General features: G+C 57.8%; 19 protein-coding genes. 13 read left to right on the forward strand and 6 right to left on the reverse strand.

Features of this window, described 5'->3' with window-relative positions; translation table 11 throughout:
* Positions 1–282: 282 nt before the first annotated feature.
* The 3 genes from ygfZ to ACODR9_RS22325 all read left to right on the forward strand — a co-directional run bounded on the left by ygfZ (position 283) and on the right by ACODR9_RS22325 (position 3,624).
* On the forward strand, positions 283–1,311 hold the full coding sequence (ygfZ, locus tag ACODR9_RS22315) for a CAF17-like 4Fe-4S cluster assembly/insertion protein YgfZ (RefSeq protein WP_488812504.1): 1,029 nt from the start codon (positions 283–285) through the stop codon (positions 1,309–1,311).
* A gap of 106 nt (positions 1,312–1,417) precedes the next feature.
* Entirely contained in the window at positions 1,418–1,726 is a 309-nt protein-coding gene (locus ACODR9_RS22320; protein WP_488812506.1) for an H-NS histone family protein, read from the forward strand.
* Positions 1,727–1,899: 173 nt separating this feature from the next.
* Positions 1,900–3,624, forward strand: coding sequence for a hypothetical protein (locus tag ACODR9_RS22325; protein ID WP_488812508.1), 1,725 nt, complete (start codon positions 1,900–1,902; stop codon positions 3,622–3,624).
* 74 nt (positions 3,625–3,698) lie between these two features.
* On the opposite strand, the gene ACODR9_RS22330 is transcribed toward ACODR9_RS22325, so the two are convergent.
* Both ACODR9_RS22330 and ACODR9_RS22335 read right to left on the reverse strand, forming a co-directional pair.
* On the reverse strand, positions 3,699–4,826 hold the full coding sequence (locus tag ACODR9_RS22330; protein WP_488812510.1) for a M14 family metallopeptidase: 1,128 nt from the start codon (positions 4,824–4,826) through the stop codon (positions 3,699–3,701).
* 121 nt (positions 4,827–4,947) lie between these two features.
* Entirely contained in the window at positions 4,948–5,493 is a 546-nt protein-coding gene (locus ACODR9_RS22335) for a phasin family protein (protein ID WP_089086160.1), read from the reverse strand.
* 201 nt (positions 5,494–5,694) lie between these two features.
* On the opposite strand from ACODR9_RS22335, the gene phaR reads away from it, so the two are divergent.
* Together phaR and ACODR9_RS22345 are read left to right on the forward strand one after the other, a co-directional pair.
* Positions 5,695–6,261, forward strand: a complete 567-nt coding sequence (gene phaR, locus ACODR9_RS22340; protein ID WP_488812512.1) for a polyhydroxyalkanoate synthesis repressor PhaR — start codon at positions 5,695–5,697, stop codon at positions 6,259–6,261.
* Positions 6,262–6,302: 41 nt separating this feature from the next.
* Entirely contained in the window at positions 6,303–7,097 is a 795-nt protein-coding gene (locus ACODR9_RS22345; RefSeq protein ID WP_488812514.1) for a hypothetical protein, read from the forward strand.
* An 86-nt stretch (positions 7,098–7,183) separates the two neighbouring features.
* Here the strand turns inward: ACODR9_RS22345 and ACODR9_RS22350 are convergent, their stop codons facing one another.
* From ACODR9_RS22350 to ACODR9_RS22360, 3 genes are all read right to left on the reverse strand, one after another.
* The gene (locus ACODR9_RS22350) at positions 7,184–8,677 is read right to left on the reverse strand and encodes a CoA-acylating methylmalonate-semialdehyde dehydrogenase (protein WP_488812516.1); all 1,494 of its coding nucleotides are present in this window, start codon (positions 8,675–8,677) and stop codon (positions 7,184–7,186) included.
* A 47-nt stretch (positions 8,678–8,724) separates the two neighbouring features.
* Complete coding sequence (gene aptA / locus ACODR9_RS22355; protein WP_488812518.1) at positions 8,725–10,065, reverse strand: omega-aminotransferase AptA; 1,341 nt, start codon at positions 10,063–10,065, stop codon at positions 8,725–8,727.
* A 93-nt stretch (positions 10,066–10,158) separates the two neighbouring features.
* The gene (locus tag ACODR9_RS22360; protein ID WP_488812520.1) at positions 10,159–11,046 is read right to left on the reverse strand and encodes a cupin domain-containing protein; all 888 of its coding nucleotides are present in this window, start codon (positions 11,044–11,046) and stop codon (positions 10,159–10,161) included.
* 119 nt (positions 11,047–11,165) lie between these two features.
* Here ACODR9_RS22360 and ACODR9_RS22365 point away from each other — a divergent pair, with 119 nt between their 5' ends.
* Complete coding sequence (locus ACODR9_RS22365) at positions 11,166–11,591, forward strand: organic hydroperoxide resistance protein (RefSeq protein WP_488812522.1); 426 nt, start codon at positions 11,166–11,168, stop codon at positions 11,589–11,591.
* A gap of 201 nt (positions 11,592–11,792) precedes the next feature.
* Positions 11,793–13,109, forward strand: a complete 1,317-nt coding sequence (gene rimO, locus ACODR9_RS22370; RefSeq protein ID WP_488812524.1) for a 30S ribosomal protein S12 methylthiotransferase RimO — start codon at positions 11,793–11,795, stop codon at positions 13,107–13,109.
* A gap of 70 nt (positions 13,110–13,179) precedes the next feature.
* On the opposite strand, the gene ACODR9_RS22375 is transcribed toward rimO, so the two are convergent.
* Complete coding sequence (locus tag ACODR9_RS22375; RefSeq protein ID WP_488812526.1) at positions 13,180–14,541, reverse strand: sensor histidine kinase; 1,362 nt, start codon at positions 14,539–14,541, stop codon at positions 13,180–13,182.
* Between the two features lie 922 nt (positions 14,542–15,463).
* Here ACODR9_RS22375 and ACODR9_RS22380 point away from each other — a divergent pair.
* The 6 genes from ACODR9_RS22380 (at position 15,464) to ACODR9_RS22405 (ending at position 23,693) form a co-directional block, all read left to right on the forward strand.
* A complete protein-coding gene (locus ACODR9_RS22380; RefSeq protein WP_488812528.1) occupies positions 15,464–18,457 on the forward strand; it encodes a PgaA family protein in 2,994 nt (997 codons plus the stop codon).
* Entirely contained in the window at positions 18,454–20,415 is a 1,962-nt protein-coding gene (pgaB, locus tag ACODR9_RS22385; RefSeq protein WP_488812530.1) for a poly-beta-1,6-N-acetyl-D-glucosamine N-deacetylase PgaB, read from the forward strand. Before ACODR9_RS22380 ends, pgaB begins: the two co-directional genes overlap by 4 nt.
* A gap of 12 nt (positions 20,416–20,427) precedes the next feature.
* Positions 20,428–21,681 (forward strand): poly-beta-1,6-N-acetyl-D-glucosamine synthase, encoded by a 1,254-nt coding sequence (pgaC, locus tag ACODR9_RS22390; RefSeq protein WP_488812532.1) that lies wholly within the window; start codon positions 20,428–20,430, stop codon positions 21,679–21,681.
* The gene (gene pgaD, locus ACODR9_RS22395; protein ID WP_488812534.1) at positions 21,671–22,114 is read left to right on the forward strand and encodes a poly-beta-1,6-N-acetyl-D-glucosamine biosynthesis protein PgaD; all 444 of its coding nucleotides are present in this window, start codon (positions 21,671–21,673) and stop codon (positions 22,112–22,114) included. The genes pgaC and pgaD overlap by 11 nt, the downstream gene beginning before the upstream one ends.
* A 242-nt stretch (positions 22,115–22,356) precedes the next feature.
* Positions 22,357–22,848, forward strand: coding sequence for a DinB family protein (locus ACODR9_RS22400; protein WP_488812536.1), 492 nt, complete (start codon positions 22,357–22,359; stop codon positions 22,846–22,848).
* A 35-nt stretch (positions 22,849–22,883) separates the two neighbouring features.
* Positions 22,884–23,693, forward strand: a complete 810-nt coding sequence (locus ACODR9_RS22405) for a hypothetical protein (RefSeq protein ID WP_488812538.1) — start codon at positions 22,884–22,886, stop codon at positions 23,691–23,693.
* The last annotated feature ends 31 nt before the right edge of the window (positions 23,694–23,724 follow it).

Genomic DNA, 23,724 nt, shown 5'->3' on the forward strand with positions numbered 1-23,724 from the left:
ACCTGCGACCTGCGGATTAACAGTCCGTCGCTCTACCAACTGAGCTATCAGGGAACATCCAAGAGAGTGCGAACTATACCGACGGGAATCAGGCCTGTCAACGCTTTGGCTGTGATTTTGGCAGCTTTTTCTTTGCCTTGATATCCAAGTGTGACTAAGTGCATGACAGGAAAAGAATATCGCGGCGGCATGGCAGTGTCTGTCGCTAACGTGCTGGTAGAAATTGATGGGAAAAAGTAAAATTCTTGACTAATTTGGTGTGCTAATCACAGGTGTAGCAACATGAACAAGACATGGCAGGCGTGGGTAGAAAAAAATCAGGGTTATGTCGGTGCGGATAACCGGCTGGCGTTTCCGGATATTTTCCAGCAGGTTGCGGCAGTGCGTGATGGAAATGCACTGGCAATGCTGGATAGTTTCAGCATTATCCGGGTAGAAGGCGAAGATGCCGAAACTTTTCTGCAGGGCCAATTGTCAGGCGATATTCGGGATGTTACTGATGGTGTGGCGCGGTTCAGTACTTATTCCACGGCCAAAGGGCGCATGCTGGCCAGTTTTCTTGTCTGGAGGCAGCAGTCGGTTTATTACCTGATTGTCGCGTCGGATATCTGCCAGGCGGTGGCCAAGCGTCTGGCCATGTTTGTGATGCGCTCCAAGGTGAAAGTGAATGTGGTGGATGCGGCGCAAACCAGTATTGCCGGTGTGCGTGGCGTGCAAGTACAGGCCCGGATTGAGCAATACTTTGCAGCAGCAGCACCGGTTGCCTTGACTGTGTTGCAGGGGGCGACTGAAACAGCCATCGCCTTGCCAGAAGGTGGTTATCTGCTTCAGCTAGAAGAAAGCTCAGCGTTGTTGCCGGTACTGCTTGCTGAAACGGCAACTGCAGTGTCATCCATGGCGTGGAGTATCCGCGATATAGATGCGGGCATTGCCTGGGTGGTGCAGGCAACGCAGGAGCAATTTGTTCCCCAGATGGCAAATATGGAATTGATTGGTGCGGTCAGCTTTAAAAAGGGTTGCTACCCAGGGCAGGAAATTGTGGCGCGCACCCAATATCTCGGTAAGTTGAAACGGCGCTTATTCAAGGCCCGCCTGTCTTCTTGCGCCACTGTGGGTAGTAAGTTATTCAGTCCTGAAGTCCCTGAACAATCCATTGGAATGGTTGCTGCCATTTGCCCCGTTGCTGAGGGCGAATACGAAACGCTGGTGGTTGTACAATCCGCATGTTGGGAGAAAGGTATTTACCTGGAAGCGGAATATCTCAATCAACTGACGTGTCTGACTTTGCCTTATGTTACTCAGGATGAATAAGCATTTGGTTTGCTTACAGAATTTTAACTGTTTTGTCTTGACGAATGGACTGCCTTTTGGCTAAATTGAAACTGTTGTTGTCAAACTGAATAATAAGGGCGGAAAAATGGATATTAGCACTCTGAGCTTTACCGAGCTGGTTGCACTGAAAAGCGACGTTGAAAACGAAATCAAGCGTCGTGAATCCGAAGAAAAAACCAAGGCCAAAAAGCAGATCATCGAACTGGCCAAGGCTTATGGCTTGAGCGTGGAAGAGGTACTGGGCAAGGTGGGCGGCGCGGTTCGCAAGCCGGTGGAAGCCAAGTATCGTCACCCGGAAAATGCCGAACTGACTTGGACTGGCCGTGGCCGCAAGCCGGTATGGGTTCAGGAGCTGCTGAACGCTGGCAAAACGCTTGAAGATCTGGCCATCTGATGTAACATGGCCTACCAAGTGCCTGAAAAAAGCGCCTGCATGGGCGCTTTTTGTTTTTGTACGCAAGTTCTTCTTGCTGATTTGCCTGCTTGTATAAATACTGATAAGAATAAATGCTGCACCCGCTGCTCCATCAATGCTCCCTGTCACCATGACCGACTGAAAGTTACGACATGTTGGACTTTTTCTCCCGAGGCTCAAAGAACAAGTCAGATCCTTTGGCCAATGCAGCCGCCGCCAAGGCTTATGCCGATACGCTAAAGCAGGAATATGGTGCGGCTGCGCATGAGAGAATTACCGAGATGTTGGCAGAGGTGAATGCGCTTTCCCCGCATGTAACGGCTGATCTGCTAGATGCCGTGCTGACGTTGAATCTGGAAATACAGCCCTTGCATGAAAACCTGTGTTCACAGTACTTCATGAACACACGCATGCCTAAAGTGCTGGAAGGTCAGCTGCGGTCGCAAATCCTGTCTTTTGGTAAACAGTTTCTTGAGTTTTACCAGCGTGCACTGTCTGTTGATACCGATATGCAGCACGAGGAGCGACTGCGGGCTATGCTGCCGCTGGTTCTGGTGCGCATGATGCATTATTTTGGCGAATTTGCCCGCTGGCAGTATCTGCGGCATTTCAGTCCGGATGATGTGTTCTGGCTGAATGTTAATCAGCTCTACCGTTTTGCCGAGCAAATGCGCATCGACTCCACACCGGTTTTCCTGTTTGGGGAGGAAAGCCCGGGGACGACGGTGCAGGACCAGTATCTGATCATGTTGATGCTGTCGCTGTTGAGCAGTGGCAACCTCAGCCTGCGCCAATTCAATTTCTCCTATCAGATTCTTTGCCTGGTTTCCAACCGCATGTCGCTGCAGCCGCAGTATTCGGAAGAGGCCAGCTTTGCTGTGACCTTGACCGAGGCAATGCCGGCGGCACGTGCCCATGCTGGCTTTATCAGTGATGCTGCCCGGTTCTGGTCCACCGCAGACATGGTGGAAATCATTCATGGCTGGGCCACGGTGATGGAGGGTGGGCGCTTGCCACCCGAACTGAAGCCGCTGGTAGAGCCAGGTATCGATGCCGGCTTGTTACGCATGCTGTGTCGTGAGTGGGCTGCCAGGCCGGTGCGTTTTGAACGTGCTGAGCGTATGGCCGTAACCAACCGTAATCTCGAGGTGGCACACCGCCTGTCAACCCTGCATCGGCTGATTCGCCAGCCGGATGAGGCCAGTATGGTGCAGACGCGGCAAGCCGATACCGACAGCTTTGATGATGCCGCCAATATCCGCATTTATGGCTTTGTCACCAGCCGCAAGCGTGACCGCAGCACGCTGGCCCTGGCACCACTGAATCTGTCTACTGATATGCCGCAGCCCGTTGTGCATACGCGTGACGAATTTTTGCATTGGTCGGTGGAAAATGTCAGCCAGACTGGCTTGGGCGTTACCCTGGATTCGCTTGGAAATGAGTGGGTGAGCCTGGGCAGGCTGGTAGGTTATCGTGATGTGGACAGTAATAACTGGAGCCTGGGCCTGATTCGCCGGGTTAAGCGGGCCAGTCAGCGCGAGCGCATTTACCTGGGCCTGGAAACGCTGTCCAGCCGCCCGGTGGCCGCATCCATCCGCCCGGTGGATATCAAGCTGATTGATCCGAGCTTGCCGCCGGACATGGTTTGGCTGTCAGGGCATATTTCCCTGTTTGTACCGTTTGACAGGGGAGGGCGTCGTATCAACGCCCTGATCATGCCGATTTCTGTATATACATTGGGCAAACAGTACTATATGACGGCACGCAGCAAGCATTTTCAGATTGCACTGGGCAAGGTGCTGGAAAAGGGAAGTGACTGGTGTCTGGCCGAGATCGAGCTGGTGAAGGCGCTGGAGAAGCTGCCAGTGGTCATGTAATGCCTGTCTTGCAGCACCCCAATCAAAAAGCCGGAGACTCGCTCCGGCTTTTTTGCGTCAGGACGGGCTGCGCTTCAGCGCAATTCGTTGATCACGGCGTAGATCGGAGTCAGCATGGCTTCCCCCATGCGCAGGCTGCGCTGGCCGTTCCAGCCGTAGTCGTCGTCTGGCAGGTTGGCATTGTCCTTGAACGGCATTTCCAGGGTAAAAGCCAGGCATTTGAAGTTTTCGCCCACCCAGTTGGTGGCCAGGCTCAGGTTGGCACTGCCCGGAGCATCTTTTTCGTAGCCAACTTCGTCCTGGAAGTCCGGGTTGGACACCATCAGGTAGTGCTTGAACTTGTCTTCCAACTGGCGGATGGCGTCAGTGTAGGAAGGCACGCCCTCGGTGCCGGCGACAAAGACATAAGGCAGCGATTCGTCGCCATGGATGTCCAGAAACAGGTCCACCCCGGTTTCCTGCATCTTGTTGCGCACCAGCAGTACTTCCGGGCTGGTGTCGGCGCTTGGTTCCAGCCATTCGCGGTTGAGATTAGCCCCGGCTGCATTGGTGCGCAGATTGCCCAGGATGGAACCATCCGGGTTCATATTGGGCACCACGTAGAAGGTGGCCTTGTCCAGCAGGGCGCGCGAGGTGGCATCCAGCGGATCCAGCAAGCGGTTGAGGAAGCCTTCGACAAACCATTCGGCCATGGTTTCACCCGGGTGCTGGCGGGCAGTCACCCAGATTTTCAGGTCGGACTCCACCTCGTGGCCGATGGTGAGCAGATTGATGTCACGACCCTGCACGGTAAAGCCCAGGTCGTGAATCTGGCACAGGCCGGATCCTTGTGCCTGGCCCAGCAGGTTCAGGTGCTGTTCGTGCGAGTAGGGTTCGAAGTAGGCGTAGTACACGCTGTTGGCCAGCGGGACGTGTTCTACGGTCATCACCTGGCCATCGTACTGTGTCGGTACGCGGAACCAGTTGATGCGGTCGTAGGAGGCCATAAGCTGGTAGTTGGTCCAGCCTTCCGGGTAGGCGCACTCACCCGCATTCAGGAAGCGCAGCGTACAAGCCTGGTAGGCCGCGCCCTGCAGGCGGAAATAAAACCATTGGGCAAAGTCAGAGGCATTGTCACGCGGAATCCGCAGCTGGATGTCGTCGAAACTCTCCATGGAAACGATGTCGATACTGCCTGCGTCAAAGTTGCTGCTGATTTTCATGCGTTGAACCTGTGGTCTTTGCGGGAACTCAAAAACGGGATTGTAAACCTGCAGTGGCTGGCGTGCATCAGGAAAACAAAAAACCCCGCCATGGCGGGGTTTTGACTTAGCCTGAACGTGCTTAGGCGCGCTTGGTGGCGGTCTTGACGGCATCCGCAGTTGCGCTGCTGGCTGCCTTGATGCTGCTGTCGGTAAATTCAGCAACTTGCTGGGCAGCCTTGCTGAAGCTATTGACGGCGGCTGCAGCAGCAGCCAGCGAGGTCTTGACGGCATTCAGCGCATTGTCGGAACCTGCCGGAGCATTTTTGGCAGCACCTTCCAAAGCGGTGATCAGGTTTTTGTTGAAGCTACCGAGGTTTTCTTCAGCCAGCTTGGACAGTTCGGTCTGAGCAGCGGAAACGATTTCGTATACGTTGCGGGAGTTGGCTACGGCCTTGTCAACCGACTGGCTGGTCAACTGGTTGAACTGGTTCAGGGCTTCTTGTGCGTCGGTAGCGCCGGCCAGAGCCTTGGCAACCTTCACGTTTTCTTCCAGGGTTTGCTTGGAAGCTTCCAGATTCAGCTTGACCAGACGTTCGGCGCTGTCCAGGGAGATCTGGGCTACACGCAGGGCAGCTTCAAAGCCGGACAGGGAGATCTTGCTCAGTTGATCGTTGGTATTGAACATGTTTTTAACCCTCATCATTAGATTTCGTGGAAATGACCGACAAGCTCTGTATTGATTGTATCTATTTTTATATTGCACTGCACAATGAAGGTGGAATGTAGCATGCACCGCGTAAAGGGCATAGAAGTTTTGCTCTAGCTTGTTGTATTTATGATAAATTGCGGGTGCACAACACCAACGACAATAATCCGGGAGTGTTACATGAGTGTTGAAAAAAGGGTCATCAAGAAGTACCCGAACCGTCGCCTGTACGATACGGCGACCAGTTCCTACATCACTTTGGGAGACGTAAAGCAGCTGGTGCTCGAAAACGTGGATATCCAGGTTGTCGACGCCAAGACGCAGGATGACATCACCCGCAGCGTGCTGCTGCAGATCATCCTGGAGGAGGAAAATGGCGGCATGCCCATGTTTAGTTACGAGGTGCTGACCCAGTTCATCCGTTTCTATGGTCAGGCCATGCAAGGCATGATGGGCCCCTTCCTGGAAAAGAACCTGCAGCTGTTTGGTCAGATGCAGCAGAAGTTGCAGGAGCAGACCCGTTCCATTTACGGTGACAAGGCGGTGTTCAACTCCACCATGTGGGGTGAGTTCATGAAGCTGCAAGGTCCGGCCATCCAGAACGTGATGTCCAGCTATATGGAGCAGAGTACCGGCATGTTCCTGGAAATGCAGAACCGCATGCAGGAGCAAACCAAGCAACTGTTCAGCGGCTTTACTTTTCCTGGTTACGTGCCACCAGGCAAGGACGATACCGACAAGTCCTGATGTCGGCGCCCTTCACAACCCGCTCGCGTGCGGGTTTTTTTGTGCCTGCATTCCTGCTGCTCACGGGCTGTGGCGGCCCCAGCGATTTGACGGAAGAGCAACTGGCCGAACTGGCGCAGGATGTGCATGTGCGTGTGGCCGACCACCCCTTGGTGCTGCCACGCATTGCCGTGAGAAATCCAGGTGCCGGGGGGCAGCACTTTTCCCTGGGGACGGGGTCGGCAGACGCTGTCAGCGCAGAGCTTGCGCGGCAGCGCATGCGCGATGCCAGTACACCTGCTGCCGCGCTGGATGTGCCACAGTTGCGCATCCTTATCAAGCACTATGGCTGGGAAGAGTACATTCCCCAGTCGCAGGCGTTTTGTCGCCAGTTGCGGCGGCGATGGTCGCGCGCACTGTGTAACAATGCCGCGCCGGCGCTGATACAGGCGCTGCCAAGCAATGAATTTAGCCTGCTGGCATGGCCGCTTGCGCCAGAGGTGCGCACAAGCGTCTGGAATGCAGACTGCCTGCCTGCCGGGCAGTCACTGCCGGATTTACCGGGCGATGGTCAGGCAATAATACTGTGCCCGCTCGCATCTTCGAGCAAGGGAAACCCACTGTTTCAGGCCGTGGTCCGTATTGATGAATCCTTGGCTGCCACCTGGGTGGTATGGCCCGAAGCGAAGACGGGTGAAACTGCGGCTGCCAAGGCGCAGCGTGAAGGGCAGGCAATGATTGCCCTGGTACAGCTAGGCATGGGGCCGGTGGAGGATTTCACTCTTCTGCATCGGCGGATGTGCCAATTGCAGCGTCCGGTCGCCACGGGTTCTTCGGATCGCCCGGATTGCCCGTAACCGCTGTTTGCCGGGCCTGAATGACAACAGCCCCTGTCCACGTGGTGTGGGCAGGGGCTGTGTGGTTTCAGTCTGCTATGCGGCCGTTACAGGCTGGGGAAGGCGAACTGCGAAGCTTCGTGGCTGGCGCGTTGCGGCCAGCGCTGGGTGATGGTCTTGCGCTTGGTGTAGAAGCGCACGCCATCCGGGCCGTAGGCGTGCAGGTCGCCAAACAGCGAACGCTTCCAGCCGCCAAAGCTGTGGTAGGCCACCGGTACCGGCAGCGGTACGTTGACGCCCACCATGCCCACTTCGATTTCGTCGCAGAACAGGCGTGCCGCTTCGCCATCACGGGTGAACAGGCAGGTGCCGTTGCCGTATTCGTGGTCGTTGATCAGCTGCATGGCGTCTTCCAGGCTGTTCACCCGCACGATGCACAGCACCGGGCCGAAGATTTCTTCTTCATAAACCTTCATGCCGGGCTTGACGTGGTCGAACAGCGTACCGCCAACGAAGAAGCCTTCCTCGCAGCCGGTTACGGTCAAGCCACGGCCATCCACCACCAGCGTTGCGCCTTGCTCTACGCCGCTGTTGATATAGCCCACCACCTTGTCGCGTGCCGCGCCGGTTACCAGCGGGCCCATGTCCAGGCCGCAACTAGTGCCTACGCCGATTTTCAGTTCGGCAATCTTGGGCTTGAGCTTTTCCACCAGCTTGTCGGCCACCTGGTCGCCCACGGTTACCACCACGGAAATGGCCATGCAGCGCTCGCCGCAGGAACCATAAGCCGCGCCCATCAATGCGTTGACGGTGTTGTCCAGATCGGCATCCGGCAGCACCACGGCGTGGTTCTTGGCCCCGCCCAGTGCTTGTACGCGTTTGCCGCGCTTGTTGGCTTCGGTATAGATGTATTCGGCAATCGGCGTAGAGCCGACAAAGCTGATGGCTTTCACTTCCGGGGCTTCGATCAGGCCGTCCACTGCCTGCTTGTCACCGTTGATGACATTCAGCACGCCCTTGGGCAGACCGGCTTCGTACAACAGCTGGGCAATCAGCAGGGTGGAGCTGGGGTCGCGCTCGGACGGCTTCAGGATGAAGCAGTTGCCGCAGGCAATGGCCAGCGGGTACATCCACAGCGGCACCATGGCCGGGAAGTTGAACGGGGTGATGCCCGCCACCACGCCCAGCGGCTGGAAGTCGCTCCAGCTGTCGATATTGGGGCCGACATTGCGGTTGTATTCGCCCTTGAGCAGTTCTGGCACGCCGCAGGCGTATTCCACGTTTTCGATGCCGCGTTGCAGTTCGCCCACCGCGTCTTCCAGCGTCTTGCCGTGTTCTTCGCTGATCAGCTGGGCAATCTTGTCGCGGTTGGCTTCCAGCAGTTGCTTGAAGCGGAACATCACCTGGGCGCGCTTGGCTGGCGGGGTTTTGCGCCAGGCCGGGAAGGCGGCCTTGGCACTGTCGATGGCGGCGCGGATGATGTCCTGGTCGGCCAGGGCCACTTCGCGTACCGGCTTGCCCAGCGAGGGGTTGAAGACGGGGGTGCTGCGGCCTGCTTGCTGGACAAGCTCACCGTTGATCAGATGGGCGATGGTGCTCACGTTGAATTCTCTCTTTGATTGCGCGGTATTGGTTTGAATGTTGGAGATCAGGCCAGGCCGTTCAGCACATCACCTACGGCGGCAAACAGCGTATCCAGCTGGGCCGGGGTGGTATTGAAGCTGGGCCCGAACTGCAGGGTGTCGCCGCCAAAGCGTACGTAGAAGCCTGCCTGCCACAGCTTGAGGCCGGTTTCGTAGGGGCGGATGGCGGCATCACCGTCGCGCGCAGCCAGCTGGATGGCACCGGCCAGGCCGCAGTTGCGGATGTCCACCACATGCTTGCTGCCCTTGAGCGCATGCAGCTTGTCCTCAAATACCGGGGCCAGCGCCAGCGATTGTTCGATCAATTGGTCGCGCTTAAGCAGTTCCAGTGTGGCCAGGCCGGCGGCGCAAGCCACCGGGTGACCGGAATAGGTGTAGCCATGGGTGAACTCGATGGCATGTTGCGGCAGGTTTTGCTGCATGAAGGTGCTGTAGATTTCCTTCGAGGCAATCACTGCACCCAGCGGTACCGCGCCGTTGGTGATCTGCTTGGCGGTGTTCATGATGTCCGGGGTAACGCCAAAGTAGTCGGCACCGGTCCACTTGCCCATACGGCCATAGGCGGTAATCACTTCGTCAAAAATCAGCAGAATGTTGTTCTGGCTGCAGATTTCACGCAGGCGCTGCAGATAGCCTTGCGGCGGCACGATGACGCCAGCCGAGCCGGACATGGGCTCCACGATGACCGCAGCGATATTGGACGCGTCGTGCAGTTCGATCAGTTTCAGCAGCTCATTGGCCAGTTCCACACCGCCGGTTTCGGCCATGCCACGGGTAAAGGCCATGCCCGGTTGCAGGGTGTGCGGCAGGTGGTCGGCATCCATCAGTTGGCCGTACAGCTTGCGGTTGCCACCAATGCCACCCAGCGCGGTACCGCCGATGTTCACACCGTGATAGCCACGGGCGCGGCCGATAAAGCGGGTTTTGCTCGGCTGGCCCTTCAGGCGCCAGTAAGCCTTGGCCATCTTGATGGCGGTGTCGGCGCACTCCGAGCCGGAGCCGGTAAACAGCACGTGGTCCAGGCCTGCGGGCATGATGTTGGCGATTTCTTCTGCCAGACGGAAGGCCAGCGGGTGGCCGTACTGAAAGCCCGGTGCGTAGTCCAGCGTACCCAGCTGGCGTGACACGGCTTCCTGGATTTCCTTGCGGTTATGCCCGGCACCACAGGTCCACAGGCCGGACAGGCTGTCAAAAATACGGCGGCCCTTGTCGTCGATAAAGTAGTTGCCCTCCGCCCCCACGATGATGCGCGGGTCTTGCTGGAAAGCGCGATTGGCAGTGAACGGCATCCATTGCGCATCAAGTTTCAGATCGCTGGGGGTGAAGACAGAATGCGGTGCAGACATGGTGGCTCCTGGTGCCATGGTTGATGTGCACAGCATGCAGCAAACAATAGGTGAGTTAAATTGAAACTTATAAACGTAAAGGTTAATTTTTTCTCACGTAACTTGCTTTGCATGTTCTGCAAGGGTGTCTGTTGTCATGGCCGGGTTTTCCTGTGCCAGTTTCCAGGTCCGTGGCGTCTGGCCGCTGTGTGCCTTGAAGGCACGTGACAGCGCGGCCTCGCTGCCATAACCCACCCGGTCGGCAATCAGCTTTAACTGTTGTCCCTTGCGTAACATTTGCTGGGCCAGGCTGATGCGCCAGCCTTGCAGGTATACGCCCGCTGTGCAGCCCAGCGTATTGCGAAAGCTATTGGCAAATACGCTGCGTGACATGCCGCAAACTGCAGCCAGCGCATCCAGTGTCCAGTCTTGTTGCGGTTGTTCATGCATGGCAACCAGGGCCCGACGCAGCTTGGGATGGGACATGCCCGCCAGCATGCCGCCGCGAATGGCGCCTGTTTCCATCAAATAGCGCAGCAGCTGGATGAATACCGCTTCGAACAGACGATCCAGCAGGGCCTGGCGGCCACAGTAGTGGTGGAAGGCTTCGGCAAACAGCAGGTCCAGAATGGCTTCGGTACCGGGAATATCCTTCAGTGGTACGCAGACCACATCCGGCAGCGCGCCAGCCAGCGGGTTGTCAGCACCGCCGTCGAATTGCAACTGGGCGCAGGCCAGGGTGGCTCCGGCTTGCGGATCGCTGATAAAGCGGCGTGCCAGCGGGCGTGGGTAGAACAGCAGGCTGGGTTCGCCAATATGCAGCGTAGCCTGGCCGGGGTGTTCAACGGTCAGCTCGCCGTGCTGCACCAGATGTAGCTGTCCGCCGTTCTCCGGAGCGTCAAAGCGTGTCACCCCGCACAGGCTGCCGGAGTGGAACAGGCGCGCACGCACCGGAAAGTGATGCAGCAGCGCATCCAGCCTATCAGTACAGGTATCCGGCACTTTGCTACTCCTGATCAATTTATCAATACTTTTTGTAGCATATCGTATTGGTTGGCGCGGTAAAGTCGTTTCTGCCAAACGGCTTCAACCCCACACTCATGCAATACAAGGAATCCACCATGTCCATTGAAAAAGTCCTCTACCGCGCCAATGCCACTGCCACCGGTGGTCGTGAAGGCAGTGCCGAATCGTCTGATGGCGTGCTGAAGGTGCAGCTGTCCACGCCGCGTGAACTGGGTGGTGCCGGTGGCCCCGGTACTAATCCGGAGCAACTGTTTGCCGCCGGTTACTCGGCCTGCTTTCTGGGGGCGCTGAAATATGTGGCCATGCAGGACAAGGTGGCTTTGCCTGCCACCACCACAGTCAGTGCTACGGTGGGCATCGGCCCGATTCCCACTGGCTTTGGCATCGAAGTGGCGTTGCAGATCAGCATCCCCGGCCTGGATGCCGCCCAGGCGCAAGCTCTGGTGGACAAGGCACATATTGTCTGCCCATATTCCAATGCCACGCGCAACAATATCGACGTGCGCCTGCAACTGGCCTGAGCGCTAGGTCATGCTGGCCGCCACGTCTGGTAACAGGTGTGGCGGCCAGCGTGCAATCAGCAGCGGGGTGCGTGCAGCTTGGGTGCTTGCTGCCATCATTTGCCAGGCAGCGGCCCCGCGCAGTTTTACCCTGCTACGGGCAAGTATCCGCTATCAAATGGCTGTATAATCTGGCGTTTTTCATTTTTTGCACTACGCCACATGTCCAAAGCTCCTCGTATCGGTATGGTTTCCCTCGGCTGCCCCAAGGCCCAGAGCGATTCCGAACACATTCTTACCCGCCTGCGTGCGGAGGGTTATGAAATTTCCTCCTCTTACGACGGAGCCGATCTGGTGGTGGTCAACACCTGTGGTTTCATTGATTCGGCGGTGACCGAATCGCTGGATGCCATTGGCGAAGCGCTGAACGAAAACGGCAAGGTGATTGTTACCGGCTGTCTGGGTGCCAAAGATGGTGTGGTACAGAACGCCCACCCGTCCGTGCTGGCCGTGACCGGCCCGCATGCTACGGATGAAGTGATGGATGCAGTACATAACTACCTGCCCAAGCCGCACGACCCCTTTGTTGATCTGGTGCCGGATATCGGCATTCGCCTGACGCCCAAGCATTACGCCTACCTGAAGATTTCCGAAGGCTGTAATCACCGCTGTACCTTCTGCATCATCCCGTCCATGCGTGGCGATCTGGAAAGCCGTCCGGTACATGATGTACTGCGCGAAGCGGCCAACCTGGCCCGTGCCGGGGTGAAGGAATTGCTGGTGATTTCGCAGGACACCTCGGCCTATGGCGTGGATGTCAAATACAAGCTGGGCTTTCATGATGGCCGCCCGGTGAAGACCCGCATGACCGAGCTGTGCGAAGAGCTGGGCAAGCACGGCATCTGGGTGCGCCTGCATTATGTTTACCCCTACCCGCACGTGGATGAAGTGATTCCGCTGATGCGCGACGGCAAGATCCTGCCTTATCTGGATATCCCCTTCCAGCATGCCAGCCAGAAAGTGCTGAAGCTGATGAAGCGCCCGGCCAATAGCGACAATGTGCTGGCGCGCATCAAGAAATGGCGTGAGATCTGCCCGCAGTTGGTGATCCGCTCCACCTTTATCGTCGGCTTCCCCGGCGAAACCGAAGCAGACTTCGAAGAGCTGCTGGACTTCCTGCGTGAAGCCCAGCTGGACCGCGTGGGCTGTTTCACCTACTCCGCAGTCGAAGGTGCTACCGCCAACGATTTGCCGGATCAGGTGCCGGAAGACGTCAAAGAAGCGCGCAAGGAGCGCTTCATGGAAGTGCAGGCTGAAATCAGCGCCCGCAAGCTGGAAGCCCGTATCGGCCAGCGCCTGACTGTGCTGGTGGATGAAATTGACGACGAAGGCACTGCCATCTGCCGCAGCTATGCCGATGCGCCGGAAATCGACGGTCTGGTGTTTGTCGAAGATGCGACCGGTCTTGAGGCTGGTCAGTTTGTCGAGGTGGACATTGTGGACTGCAGCGAGCACGACCTGTGGGGCGAGCGCGTCTGAGCCTGACTCGCTGACAGCAAGCAAAACAAACGGCGTTCCTGCGGGAGCGCCGTTTTTGCGTGTGGCGTGCTCAGTTGCTGAAAGCGGGCAGGCTCAGGGTGAAGCAGGCCCCGCCCGCCGGGTGATTATCGGCGCTGAGCATGCCGCCGTGGCGTTCGACAATGCCATAGCTGATGGACAAGCCCAGGCCAGTGCCCTTGCCGATGGGCTTGGTGGTGAAGAAGGGGTCGAAGATCAGTGGCAAGGCTTCTTCGCTGATGCCGGTGCCATTATCGTGCACGGCCAGGCTGACCTGCCCTGGGGTATGGCTGATTTCCAGCTGTAGACGGGGGCTGGCGGTTTTTTCAATGGCATCGAAGGCATTTTGAATCAGGTTAACCAGTACTTGCTGCAACTGATTGGCCGATCCGCTGACCCAGGCCGGTGTCTCCATGCCGCTGCAGACGGCTTCCACCCGGAACGGCGCAGCACGGCTGACCCAGTGCAGGGCGCGTTGGGTGAGGTCGGCCAAGTCCACCCGTTGCCGGGTGTTTTCTTCTACCGCAGAAAAGCGCTTCAGTGCATCCACGATATGGCCGCTACGCTCGGCCCCTTCCATCAGGCCAGCGCTGAGTGAGGGCAGGTCGGCCAGCAGGCGGTCGATTTTCAGCTCGATGCGCAGCGCCTGATTCTCCGGGCTCACGTCATGGGCATGAATGGCGTTTAGATAACGGGTGAGCTTGCCGGCATAGCGTTGCATGGCATGGGCATTGCCCAGCACAAAGCTGATGGGGTTGTTCAGCTCGTGTGCCACGCCCGCCACCAGCCGCCCCAGCGAGGCCATTTTCTCGGCTTGTACCAACTGGGCCTGGGCAGATTTCAGTGCCTGATGCGCCGCCTGCAGCTGGGCATAGGCACGCTTGAGTTCGCCCACCGGTCGTCCCACGGCCACAAAGCCGCTATAGCGTCCTTCACCGTCATACAGCGGGCTGACATTCCAGGTAACCGGTACCGGCTCGCCCTGCTGGCGGGGTAGGGATATTTCCACATCCTGCACATCGCTGCGTCCGGCAGCCAGCAGGGTGGCGATCTGGCTGCGGGCCTGGCTGTCTTCCACCAGTTCGGCCAGCTCGCGCCCGACCAGTTCGCTTTCCAGGTGGCCAGTGAGCTGCAGCATGGCGCGGTTGACCTGGCGCACCTTGCCCACGGTATCGCATACCACCAGCACATCGGTCATGGCGGCCAGTACGCCTTCGGTAAAGTGATGGGCTTCGGCCAGCTCGCGGTGCTTGGTTTCCAGTGTTTCCTGCGAGGACACCAGTTCGCTATATACCTCGTCCATGCGCTGAATCACGTCTATCCAGGCGGCTTCGGCCAGCTCCTGGCCTGCAGCGGCAATACTGTCGTCCGGCAGGCTGACTGGCGCATTCAGGGCGTGGTGGTGGGCTGGCATGGCTGAAATTTCCTGTGGAGCAAGGGGAAGATCCGGCTTATCAATGCTGCGGCAAGGGGCCGGTTGTGCGGGCTACGCAACAGACCAGCATCTGGCTGCCATTTTATGCCGCAGCGGAGCGGGGCGGCGTTTTTTTCTCGGCCGGATGGGCCCGTGATGGCCGGGCTGGCTGCTATTTTTGCTGCATTTTATCGGGATTGAATAAATTGCACGTCCTATTTTATATTTATTTTTTTAATAGGGGTATTTATTGCAGAAACCTGCAAGATAAAACGACCGTGGTAAAAGTGGTATTGGGTTAATCCATAAAGACTATGTCTAACTGAAAAGACTATTTATGCAGCTGCTGCTGTCCATTACATTCAGTTTTATTCCGTAACATTTTAAATTTTTGCTTTCAAATGCTCAGGTAAAAACAACTGCTTTTTATAGTATTAACAAAATATTGAAAAAATCAGCAAATTGTCATGCTTTTGCTATATTCTCACTCTAGAATCTAGGAAATTTCCTACTGACCAGCCCATGGTCATATGCATGCGCTTCGCTTGTCGGTAAATATGATTTTAATAATAGCGGTCGGTCCGTTTTGATCGGCCCCTGTCCCAGCTCTATGAATAATCATGGTTGTTCCATGATTTAAATAGCACCATTTCTGTGCAGGCACGCTGTCAATACCGCGTGTGCTGACATGGATTTTCTGAATCATCGTTTGGGGTTTTACGACTTATGCGCATGTCTTTCCCGGGCAGGGCGGCTTGCGTGTGTGTGGTCGGGAAAGTACCAGGTGAGGAGCAGGCTGCAGCAATAAGACAGCCTGTTGTAATGCTGTCTGACAGCGTTTTGTGACTTTCGGGGTTAGCCATGGCAGGGCCAGCACCGGATTTCATTCCGTCTTTCAAATTGAAATCAGACTGAAACCGCTATGCGAAAACTAGTCCTGGCCATCAGTATGGCCTTTGGCGCGCTGGCTGCCTCGGGGGAGGCTGCGCCGCTCTGGAAGAGTAAAGCCTATGATGCGGCCATCCTTGAGGCAAGACAGGGCAATACCCGGCCTGCGTTGCACATGCTGGAGAGTGAAGCCGCTCGGGGACCGCTGAACGAGTCCTTGCTCAATGACTACATCACCTTGCTGTGTTGGGATCAGCAATACACCAAGGCCGTTCAGGTCAGCCAGGGGCGGGAGGATCAGCTGCATGCCGATACCCTGCGCCTGCTGGCGGCCAACTTGCGTGGGCGCAAGGAATTTGGCAATGCCAGCCGCCTGTTTGGCCTGGCGCGGGAACGTGGTGGCGATATCAGCGTCAGCATCCAGCAGGCCATGAGCACGGCCGAGGCAGGGGAAATCACCCGTGCGCTGGATATCCTCAATCAGACCAATCCCATCTCGCGGGAAGATGCGCTGGAGCTGACGCGGGCACGCGCCTATGTGCTGATGCTGCACGGCGATCATGCGCGTACGCTGGATTATATCCAGGACAATCTGCAGCGCTACGCAGGCGACCCGGTGCTTGAACGCCTGAAGCTGGATGTGCTGACCCGGCTGGGTCTGCCGGCGCTGGACGACAAGGCTGCGGCCCGGCTGAGCGAGCAAGACCGCGACAAGATTCTCAAGGTTTCCACGATCGAACTGAGCGGTGCCGGCGAGTTCACCACCGAAACCTATAAGCGGCTGATTCCTGCTGCATCGTTCTTTAATAACTATGTGGTCTTGCTCAGCCAGAAGCAGCACCTGAACAGTGCGCTGGAAATCGCGGGCAAGAACCCTTCTTTGCTTACGCGCAAGACGCTGGCGGTGCTGCAGCAGGCGACAGAGGCGCAAGGCAGCCAGGCCCAGCGTGAGCAGATAAAGCAGTGGATTGACCAGTACTATGCCATTGATGCTACCGATGCCGACAGCATGGTGGACAGCAGTGAAGTGGCTGCGGTCAGCCCGGAGCTGGCCGAGGTGCGTGCCCATGCCGACAGCCTGCGGCGCGAGGGGGCGTATGCCCAGGCACTGGTTTATCTGAGTCACTGGCAGCCACAGTATGCCGACGATCCGGTGCTCAATGCCCAATACCGCAGCGTGCTGGCCACGCTGGAGATGATAGACACACAACGCAGTCTGCTGTCGCGTCCGGCCTTGCCAGGACAGGACCCGGCATGGTCGCTGGACCAGCAGCAAGGCCAGCAGGCAATCGAGTGGGCCAAAGTCCGGGCAGATCTGGATGAAATCCGCGAGATGCAGCAGATGCTGGACAAGGCGCTGGAGCAGAATGCCCGTTGGCTGAATACCCCAGGCCATACGCCGGCCATGCAGGCCCGTACCATCGATATCCGCCTGCAGCTGTTGCAGCAACGGGGCCGGTCGGAAGAGGTTGTCCGGCTGTTTGAGCAGAACCCGCAACTGCCGTACACCGCCAATGGCTATGGCGCGGTGGCCGCCTCCTATCTGGTGCTCAAGCAGCCGGAAAAGGCCGCCACCCAGTTCCAGGCGGCACTGTCACGCGCAAGACATGATGACCCCAAGGTGGAATGGCAGATCGGCCTGGCCTATGCCCAGCTGGAATCCGGCAAGTACAAGGCTGCCAGCAAGACCATTGCCGATGCCAAGAACGCCACCCCGCGTACCATGGCCGACCCGCTTACCGGCAACCGCCGCTTCAATCCCGACTACATGTCGCTGTCCTATCACCAGGCCATGATCACCGCGTTTCTGGGTGATGTGAAAGGCGCACAGGCACGGATGGACAGCTTGCTGGACCAGGCACCGTTTGCCTCGGAAACCCGCATCGGCATGTCGCAGATTGCCCTGCTGCTGGAATCGCCCACCACCACCAAGGCCATGCTCAAGCGGCTGGCGGTGGATGACGGCCCGGAGAAAAACTGGGACGTGATGGTAGGCCAGGTGGAGGCGGACCTGGCGCGGCAGGATTTCAAGCAGGCCCGCACGCTGCTGGATGAACTGGAAACCATGCCGGTGGATTCGGCGGAAAACCGGCTCAAGCTGAGCGAGCAGCAAGAGCAGTACCGCGCACTGATGGGGCCGGAACTGGTGGTGGATGCCGGACATGACCTGGGTAGCAACCAGGGTACCAGCATGCACAATGCCTATGACAGCCAGACCCGGCTGTACAGCGCCACCTACAACAATCTGCGCGTATTTGCCCAGCATCAGTTCCAGACTGCCGACTTTACCTCCACCACTGGTGTGGGGACAGACAAGGTGCGTTTCGAAACCGCCGGGCTGGGCTTGCAATACCGCAGCCAGTACGGCACCGGTGAAATCGGCGGTTTCAGCCAGCTGGATGGCCACGCCATGCAAGGCGGCTTTGCCGGTTTCGACTGGACGGTAAACGACAACTGGATGCTGGGCCTGCGCTACGAGAAAAACAGCATGGCCACACCACTGGAAGCACGCCAGAGCGGTGTCTACGCCAACCTGCTGCTGGGCAAGGTGGAATACAAGCGTGATGACCTCACCACGGTGGAGTTTGAAGCCTCGCAGATGGATTTCACCGACACCAACCGTCGCCAGGGCTTTGCACTGACGCTGAACCAAGCCCTGATCAAGGGGCCGATCTATCAGCTCAACGGCATTCTGGAAGCCAGCACCAACCATAACGACGTGCTGGACACTGCCAACTACTACAGCCCGCACCGTGACCTGGACGTCAACCTCACCCTGATGAACGACATCACGCTATGGCGCTACTACGACAACAGCTTCCACCAGCGTATCGGCATCAGCGGCGGGCGCTATTACGAAACGGCCTTCGGCAGCAAGAACACCTGGGCCTACACAATCGAACAAGTATGGGATTTCAAAAAGGGAGGGGAGATCCGTTACGGCTTCTCACGGTCCATGCACCCGTATGACGGGGTATCCGATGGCAGCAACCGTATCTATCTCTTCCTGGACTGGAAAATGAAATGAAAAACCTGATCCGCATTCTGCTGCTGGTGTTGGGCATGTTGCTGTCGCTGCATGTCCAGGCCAGCTCCGCCAACTCGAAACTGATCATCCTGTGCTACCACGAAGTGGCTGAAGACGCCCTGTCGCTGTCCGACCCGTATGCGGTGGATGTGCAGCTGCTGTCCAAGCAATTGGCCTGGATGAAAGGGCAGGGTTACCACTTTGTCAGCGTGGACGACATCCTGGCCGATCGCAACGGTAGCCGTCCGCTGCCGGAAAAGGCCGTGCTGCTGAGCTTTGATGATGGCTACCAAAGCATGTACAGCAAGGTTTTCCCCATCCTCAAGCAGTTCAAGGCCCCGGCGGTGGTGGCGCTGGTGGGTTCCTGGCTGTCCCCGCGTGACGACCAGGAAGTGCTATATGGTGATATCTGGGTGCCGCGCAGCCGTTTTCTTAGCTGGGATGAAATCAAGGAAATGAAGGCCAGCGGGCTGATTGAAATCGCCAGCCATTCCTTTGCCATGCACAAAGGCATTACTGCCAATCCGCAGGGTGGTACCGAACCGGCCTACACCAGCCCCGGCTGGAACCAGGGCAAGTACGAAAGCTACGATGCCTATCTGGTGCGTGCCGCCGCCGACATGAAAAAGAACAGCGACTATCTGGCGGAAAAACTGGGCCAGCGGCCACGCGTGATGGTGTGGCCCTATGGTGCTTACAACTTCCGGGTAACCAAGCTGGCAGCTGATTTGGGCATGCCCATCACCATGAGCCTGGACGATGGCATCAATACCGGCAAAACCCCGCTGGAAGCCATGCGTCGCGTGCTGATGGATGCGCGCACCAAGATTCCGGAACTGGCCTTTCAGTTTCACCAGCTGGAAAAATTTCCGGATGGAGTAAGGCCGGAATCCAGCCGCATCATGCATGTGGACCTGGACTACATCTACGACCCCAATCCCGTTCAACAGGACAAAAACATCGACGCCCTGCTGGACCGGGTGAAGGCAATGGGCGTGAGCACGGTGTATCTGCAAGCGTTTGCCGATCCCAAGGGAACTGGCGAAGCCGAGGCGCTGTATTTCCCCAACCGTTACATGCCGATGCGGGCTGACCTGTTCAACCGTGTGGCCTGGTCGCTGGATACCCGCTGCGATGTGAAGGTATACGCCTGGATGCCCTTGCTGGCGTTCAAGCTGCCGGACAGCAACCCGGTTGCCAACAAGCTGGTGCTGGCGGCCTCGCGTGACGGCTCCCCGGCCCAGGTGAAAGGCTATCGTCGCCTGTCACCCTACTCGGCAGAGGCCCGTGCTACCATCCGTGGCATCTACGAAGACCTGGCTCGTGGCGCTCACTTCCATGGCCTGCTGTTCCACGATGATGCCACCCTGTCCGACGATGAAGACGTCAGTGCCGACGCCCAGGCCTGGTATCAGCAGCAAGGCCTGCCGCTGAATCCGGCTGAAGCCCGCAAGGACCCGGCCATGCTGGCACGCTGGACCAGCGAAAAGATCAAGCGGCTGGATGACTTCAGCCTGGAGTTGGCGGGCATTGTGAAAATTTACGAACCCGCCTTGAAAGTTGCCCGTAACTACTACGCGCCGGTGGTACTGGACCACGCCTCGGAAACCTGGTTTGCCCAGTCCTACGCCAGCGGCCTGCAAAACTACGACTTCGTTGCCGTCATGGCCATGCCCTATATGGAAAAGGCCGATCAGCCCAAAAAATGGATGCAGGCGCTGCTGAACGACGTCAAGGATATTCCGGGTGCGCTGGACAAGACCGTGTTTGAACTGCAGGCCACCAACTGGAGAACAAACCAGCCGGTGCCGACCGAAGAATTGGTCGATGTGGTGAATACCCTGCACGAGCAAGGTGCACGTCACTTTGCCTACTACCCTGATGACCAGTTCAAGGATCAGCCCAAGCTGTCGGTCATCAAGCGGGTGTTCTCCATGAAGTCCAATCCGGCAGAATAACAGGAGACCATGATGAACACGCTGATTGCAGTGATTCTGGCCTTCGCCTTCTACTACCCGCTGTTCATGGCCTGGTTGTGGATGCAGGGTGCAGTGTTTTACTACTGGCATTACGAACGCAAGGACCCGCCGGTATCCCAGCCGCCAGCGCTCAATTACCCGCCGGTGTCGGTCATCATCCCCTGCTACAACGAGGGGCAGAATGCCCGGGAAACCATCGGTGCTGCCCTGGCGCTGGATTACCCGGATTTTGAAGTGATTGCGGTCAACGACGGCAGCACCGACGACACCGGCAGCATCCTGAACGAACTGGCGGCAAGCAACCCGCGCTTGCGGGTGATCCACCAGTCACCCAACCAGGGCAAGGCGGTGGGGCTGAACACTGCGCTGGCCTTTTCGCGTAATGAATACCTGCTGTGCATCGATGGCGACGCGGTGCTGGACCCGTACTCGGCCAAATGGCTGCTGCGCCACTTCATCAACTCGCCACGCGTAGCTGCCGTTACCGGCAACCCGCGCATCCGCAACCGTACCACGCTGCTGGGACGGCTACAGGTGGGCGAATTCACCGCCATCATCGGCCTGATCAAGCGTGCGCAACGTTCGTATGGTCGGCTGTTTACGGTATCGGGCGTGATTACCGCCTTCCGCAAGTCGGCCGTGATTGAAGCCGGCATGTGGAGCGAGGACATGCTGACGGAAGATATCGATATCAGCTGGAAGCTGCAGCACAAGCACTGGGCGGTACGTTTTGAGCCACATGCGCTGGTATGGATCCTGATGCCGGAAACCATCCAGGGCCTGTTCAAGCAGCGGGTGCGCTGGGCCAAGGGCGGCACCCAGGCGCTGATGCGCAATGCCTGGGTGTTTACCAGCTGGCGTCACCGCTATATGTGGCCCATCTACATGGAGTATTTCCTGAGCGTGGTGTGGTCCTACAGCATGGCTTTTGTCATTTGCTACTGGCTGGCCTCCCTGGCACTGCCCAACCTGCTGCAAACCATCTCCAGCCCCTTCCTGCCGGGCTGGTACGGACTGTTGCTGGGCTATACCTGCCTGATACAGTTTGCCGTGAGCAAGGCGATCGACAGTCAGTACGACAAGGGCCTGGGCAGGAATTACTACTGGATGATCTGGTATCCGCTGGCGTACTGGTTGCTCAATGTGGTGACCTCGGTTTACGCCTTTCCGCAAGCCATCATTAGAAAGAAAGGGAAACGGGCCCGTTGGACCAGTCCCGATCGGGGAGTGCAACATGGAAAGTAGCGCAGACAAACTGATTATCGAAGCACCGCACCTGCTGACGCCGCCGCAGCGTTTCATCTCGTGGTTGCTAACCACGCTGGGTTGGCTGGCCTGGTTTTATTTGTGGCTGCCAGCCTTGTATTGGTGCTGGAACGTGGTGCAGACCGGTGTGCTGTTTGATACTGCCGGCCGTGTCGGCGAGCTGACCACCCTGGGGATCTACACCCTGATTGGTGTTTTTCTGGGGCTGACGCTGATTGTGTGGGCCATGTCCAGCTACTACAAATACAAGGGTGTGGACCGGCGCAAGAGCCGTGGCGATACCAGGCCGCAGGATGTGGCCGACCAGCTTGGTATTCCACTGGAGGTGCTGCAGGCCGGTAAGGACAAGCAGATCATGGTGGTACATCATTTGCCGGATGGCGGGGTTTCCCGGATTGAGGCCCTGTCCTGATTCAGCCTGGGTGCCAGCTCAAGCAATACCCTGTTCCGGTTTTGTCCGGGCAGGGTATTTTCTTTTATACACAACAGCTTGGCTATCTGGCTGCCGCCGTGGCGGTGATAACCAGTGCGCAAGGGCGTTATCGCTTGTAAGCCGCGTATCAGCCAAACCTCAAGCCCGGCACGCCGGGCTTTTTTACCTACCCTACCTGGCATGATGGCATGATGTAGCCTCTACGATGACTGGATGACACCATGCTTAAGCAGGCTTTCGATTACAAGCAATGGGCTGATCAGCGCACGCTACAGGCCGCGCGCACGCTGGATGCGCTGGGCCAGCCACAGGCATTTGCCTTTGTCTGTCAGCAATTCAATCACATGCTTATTGTGGAAGAGCTGTTTCGCGCCCGGCTGCTGGGGTTACCAGCGCCACACGCCGCCACCAATACCGCGCAATTGCCGGCGCTGGAGCAACTGGAAAGTCGCCTCCTGGCATCGGACACCTGGTTTGCTGACTATGCCGCCGCGCTGGCACCTGCCAGCTGTGACGAAATCATCCGTTTCGTCTTTGCCGATGGACAGGCAGGCAGCATGAGCCGGGAGGAAATCCTGTTCCACATCATCAATCACGGTACGTATCATCGCGGTGCTATCGGTCATGCGCTGGAGCAGGCCGGGGCACAGCGCCCGGCGGATACCTATACTCTTTACATTCATGCCGCCGAACCACAGCGCCGCCTGCGCTAAAGACGCTGTGCCAGCGGCCAATCCGGGAGAATGTAATGAGGCTGCTGCAGTGCCTGGTACTGACCGGTGTGGCGTTGTTGCTGGCGGGCTGCCAGCTGACGCCCGGCGAGGGTAGCCTGGGGCGGGTGTTGGTAAGCGAAGTGCCGCTGCAACGTACTGCGTTGCACCAGTTTTCCCCGCTGGAGCCCTGGCTGGATCAGTTTGACCGTGAAATCCGTACCGGACGGCTGGTGCCGGTACGCTGTGTGATTCCGGATGCCACTGCGTTTGGGGGTTACCGGCAGTGGCAGCGGCTGGCCTTGCTGCCCGAACGCGGCGCGGCGCAGGAGAAGGATTACGTGCGCATTGGCAAGCATGCTGACCCACTACTGAGCGACAAGCTTTTTTTGTACCAATCCACTCTCAGCGATGCTTCCACCCTGGCGTTTTATCTGCATAGCTATCGGGCTGGCGGTACGGTGTTCCGTGAGCTGGAATGCCGCTTTGGTGCGGATGGCCTACCCCAGGCGGTGGAAATCGGCATGGCGGTACAGGCATGGACGCTGGATTATTCCCGCGCCGAGCGGGCAAGGCACCAGCAGTTTTCCGATGCCGAGTTTGCTGCTGGCCGGGTGGGGGTAGGGACTTGTGCGCTGCGCGACATGTTTGGCGAATACTACTACCAGCCGATGTGGCTGTTTCACGTCCCAGAGGGCAGCCAGATCAGCAAGGGTGATGTGGTCGAGCTGCGGTTTGGCGAGACCGAGGCGGGCGGTGGCGTTGGCCGTGTTTCCACCATGACGCGCAAGCTGGGCAGGCGCGAGGACTTTGTCAGCAACACCCAGCAGCTGTTTACCTGTCGTTGATTCCAGCACCGGGCAAGCCCCCTGGGCTACA

The organism is Aquitalea sp. FG25, assembly GCF_057809375.1.

Excerpts from the sequence above, each read along its gene's own strand:
- ygfZ (WP_488812504.1), top strand. The coding sequence starts at position 283 with ATGAACAAGACATGGCAGGCGTGGGTAGAAAAAAATCAGGGTTATGTC.
- ACODR9_RS22320 (WP_488812506.1), top strand. The coding sequence starts at position 1,418 with ATGGATATTAGCACTCTGAGCTTTACCGAGCTGGTTGCACTGAAAAGC.
- ACODR9_RS22325 (WP_488812508.1), top strand. The coding sequence starts at position 1,900 with ATGTTGGACTTTTTCTCCCGAGGCTCAAAGAACAAGTCAGATCCTTTG.
- ACODR9_RS22330 (WP_488812510.1), bottom strand. The coding sequence starts at position 4,826 with ATGAAAATCAGCAGCAACTTTGACGCAGGCAGTATCGACATCGTTTCC.
- ACODR9_RS22335 (WP_089086160.1), bottom strand. The coding sequence starts at position 5,493 with ATGTTCAATACCAACGATCAACTGAGCAAGATCTCCCTGTCCGGCTTT.
- phaR (WP_488812512.1), top strand. The coding sequence starts at position 5,695 with ATGAGTGTTGAAAAAAGGGTCATCAAGAAGTACCCGAACCGTCGCCTG.
- aptA (WP_488812518.1), bottom strand. The coding sequence starts at position 10,065 with ATGTCTGCACCGCATTCTGTCTTCACCCCCAGCGATCTGAAACTTGAT.
- ACODR9_RS22365 (WP_488812522.1), top strand. The coding sequence starts at position 11,166 with ATGTCCATTGAAAAAGTCCTCTACCGCGCCAATGCCACTGCCACCGGT.
- rimO (WP_488812524.1), top strand. The coding sequence starts at position 11,793 with ATGTCCAAAGCTCCTCGTATCGGTATGGTTTCCCTCGGCTGCCCCAAG.
- ACODR9_RS22375 (WP_488812526.1), bottom strand. The coding sequence starts at position 14,541 with ATGCCAGCCCACCACCACGCCCTGAATGCGCCAGTCAGCCTGCCGGAC.
- ACODR9_RS22380 (WP_488812528.1), top strand. The coding sequence starts at position 15,464 with ATGCGAAAACTAGTCCTGGCCATCAGTATGGCCTTTGGCGCGCTGGCT.
- pgaB (WP_488812530.1), top strand. The coding sequence starts at position 18,454 with ATGAAAAACCTGATCCGCATTCTGCTGCTGGTGTTGGGCATGTTGCTG.
- pgaC (WP_488812532.1), top strand. The coding sequence starts at position 20,428 with ATGAACACGCTGATTGCAGTGATTCTGGCCTTCGCCTTCTACTACCCG.
- pgaD (WP_488812534.1), top strand. The coding sequence starts at position 21,671 with ATGGAAAGTAGCGCAGACAAACTGATTATCGAAGCACCGCACCTGCTG.
- ACODR9_RS22400 (WP_488812536.1), top strand. The coding sequence starts at position 22,357 with ATGCTTAAGCAGGCTTTCGATTACAAGCAATGGGCTGATCAGCGCACG.
- ACODR9_RS22405 (WP_488812538.1), top strand. The coding sequence starts at position 22,884 with ATGAGGCTGCTGCAGTGCCTGGTACTGACCGGTGTGGCGTTGTTGCTG.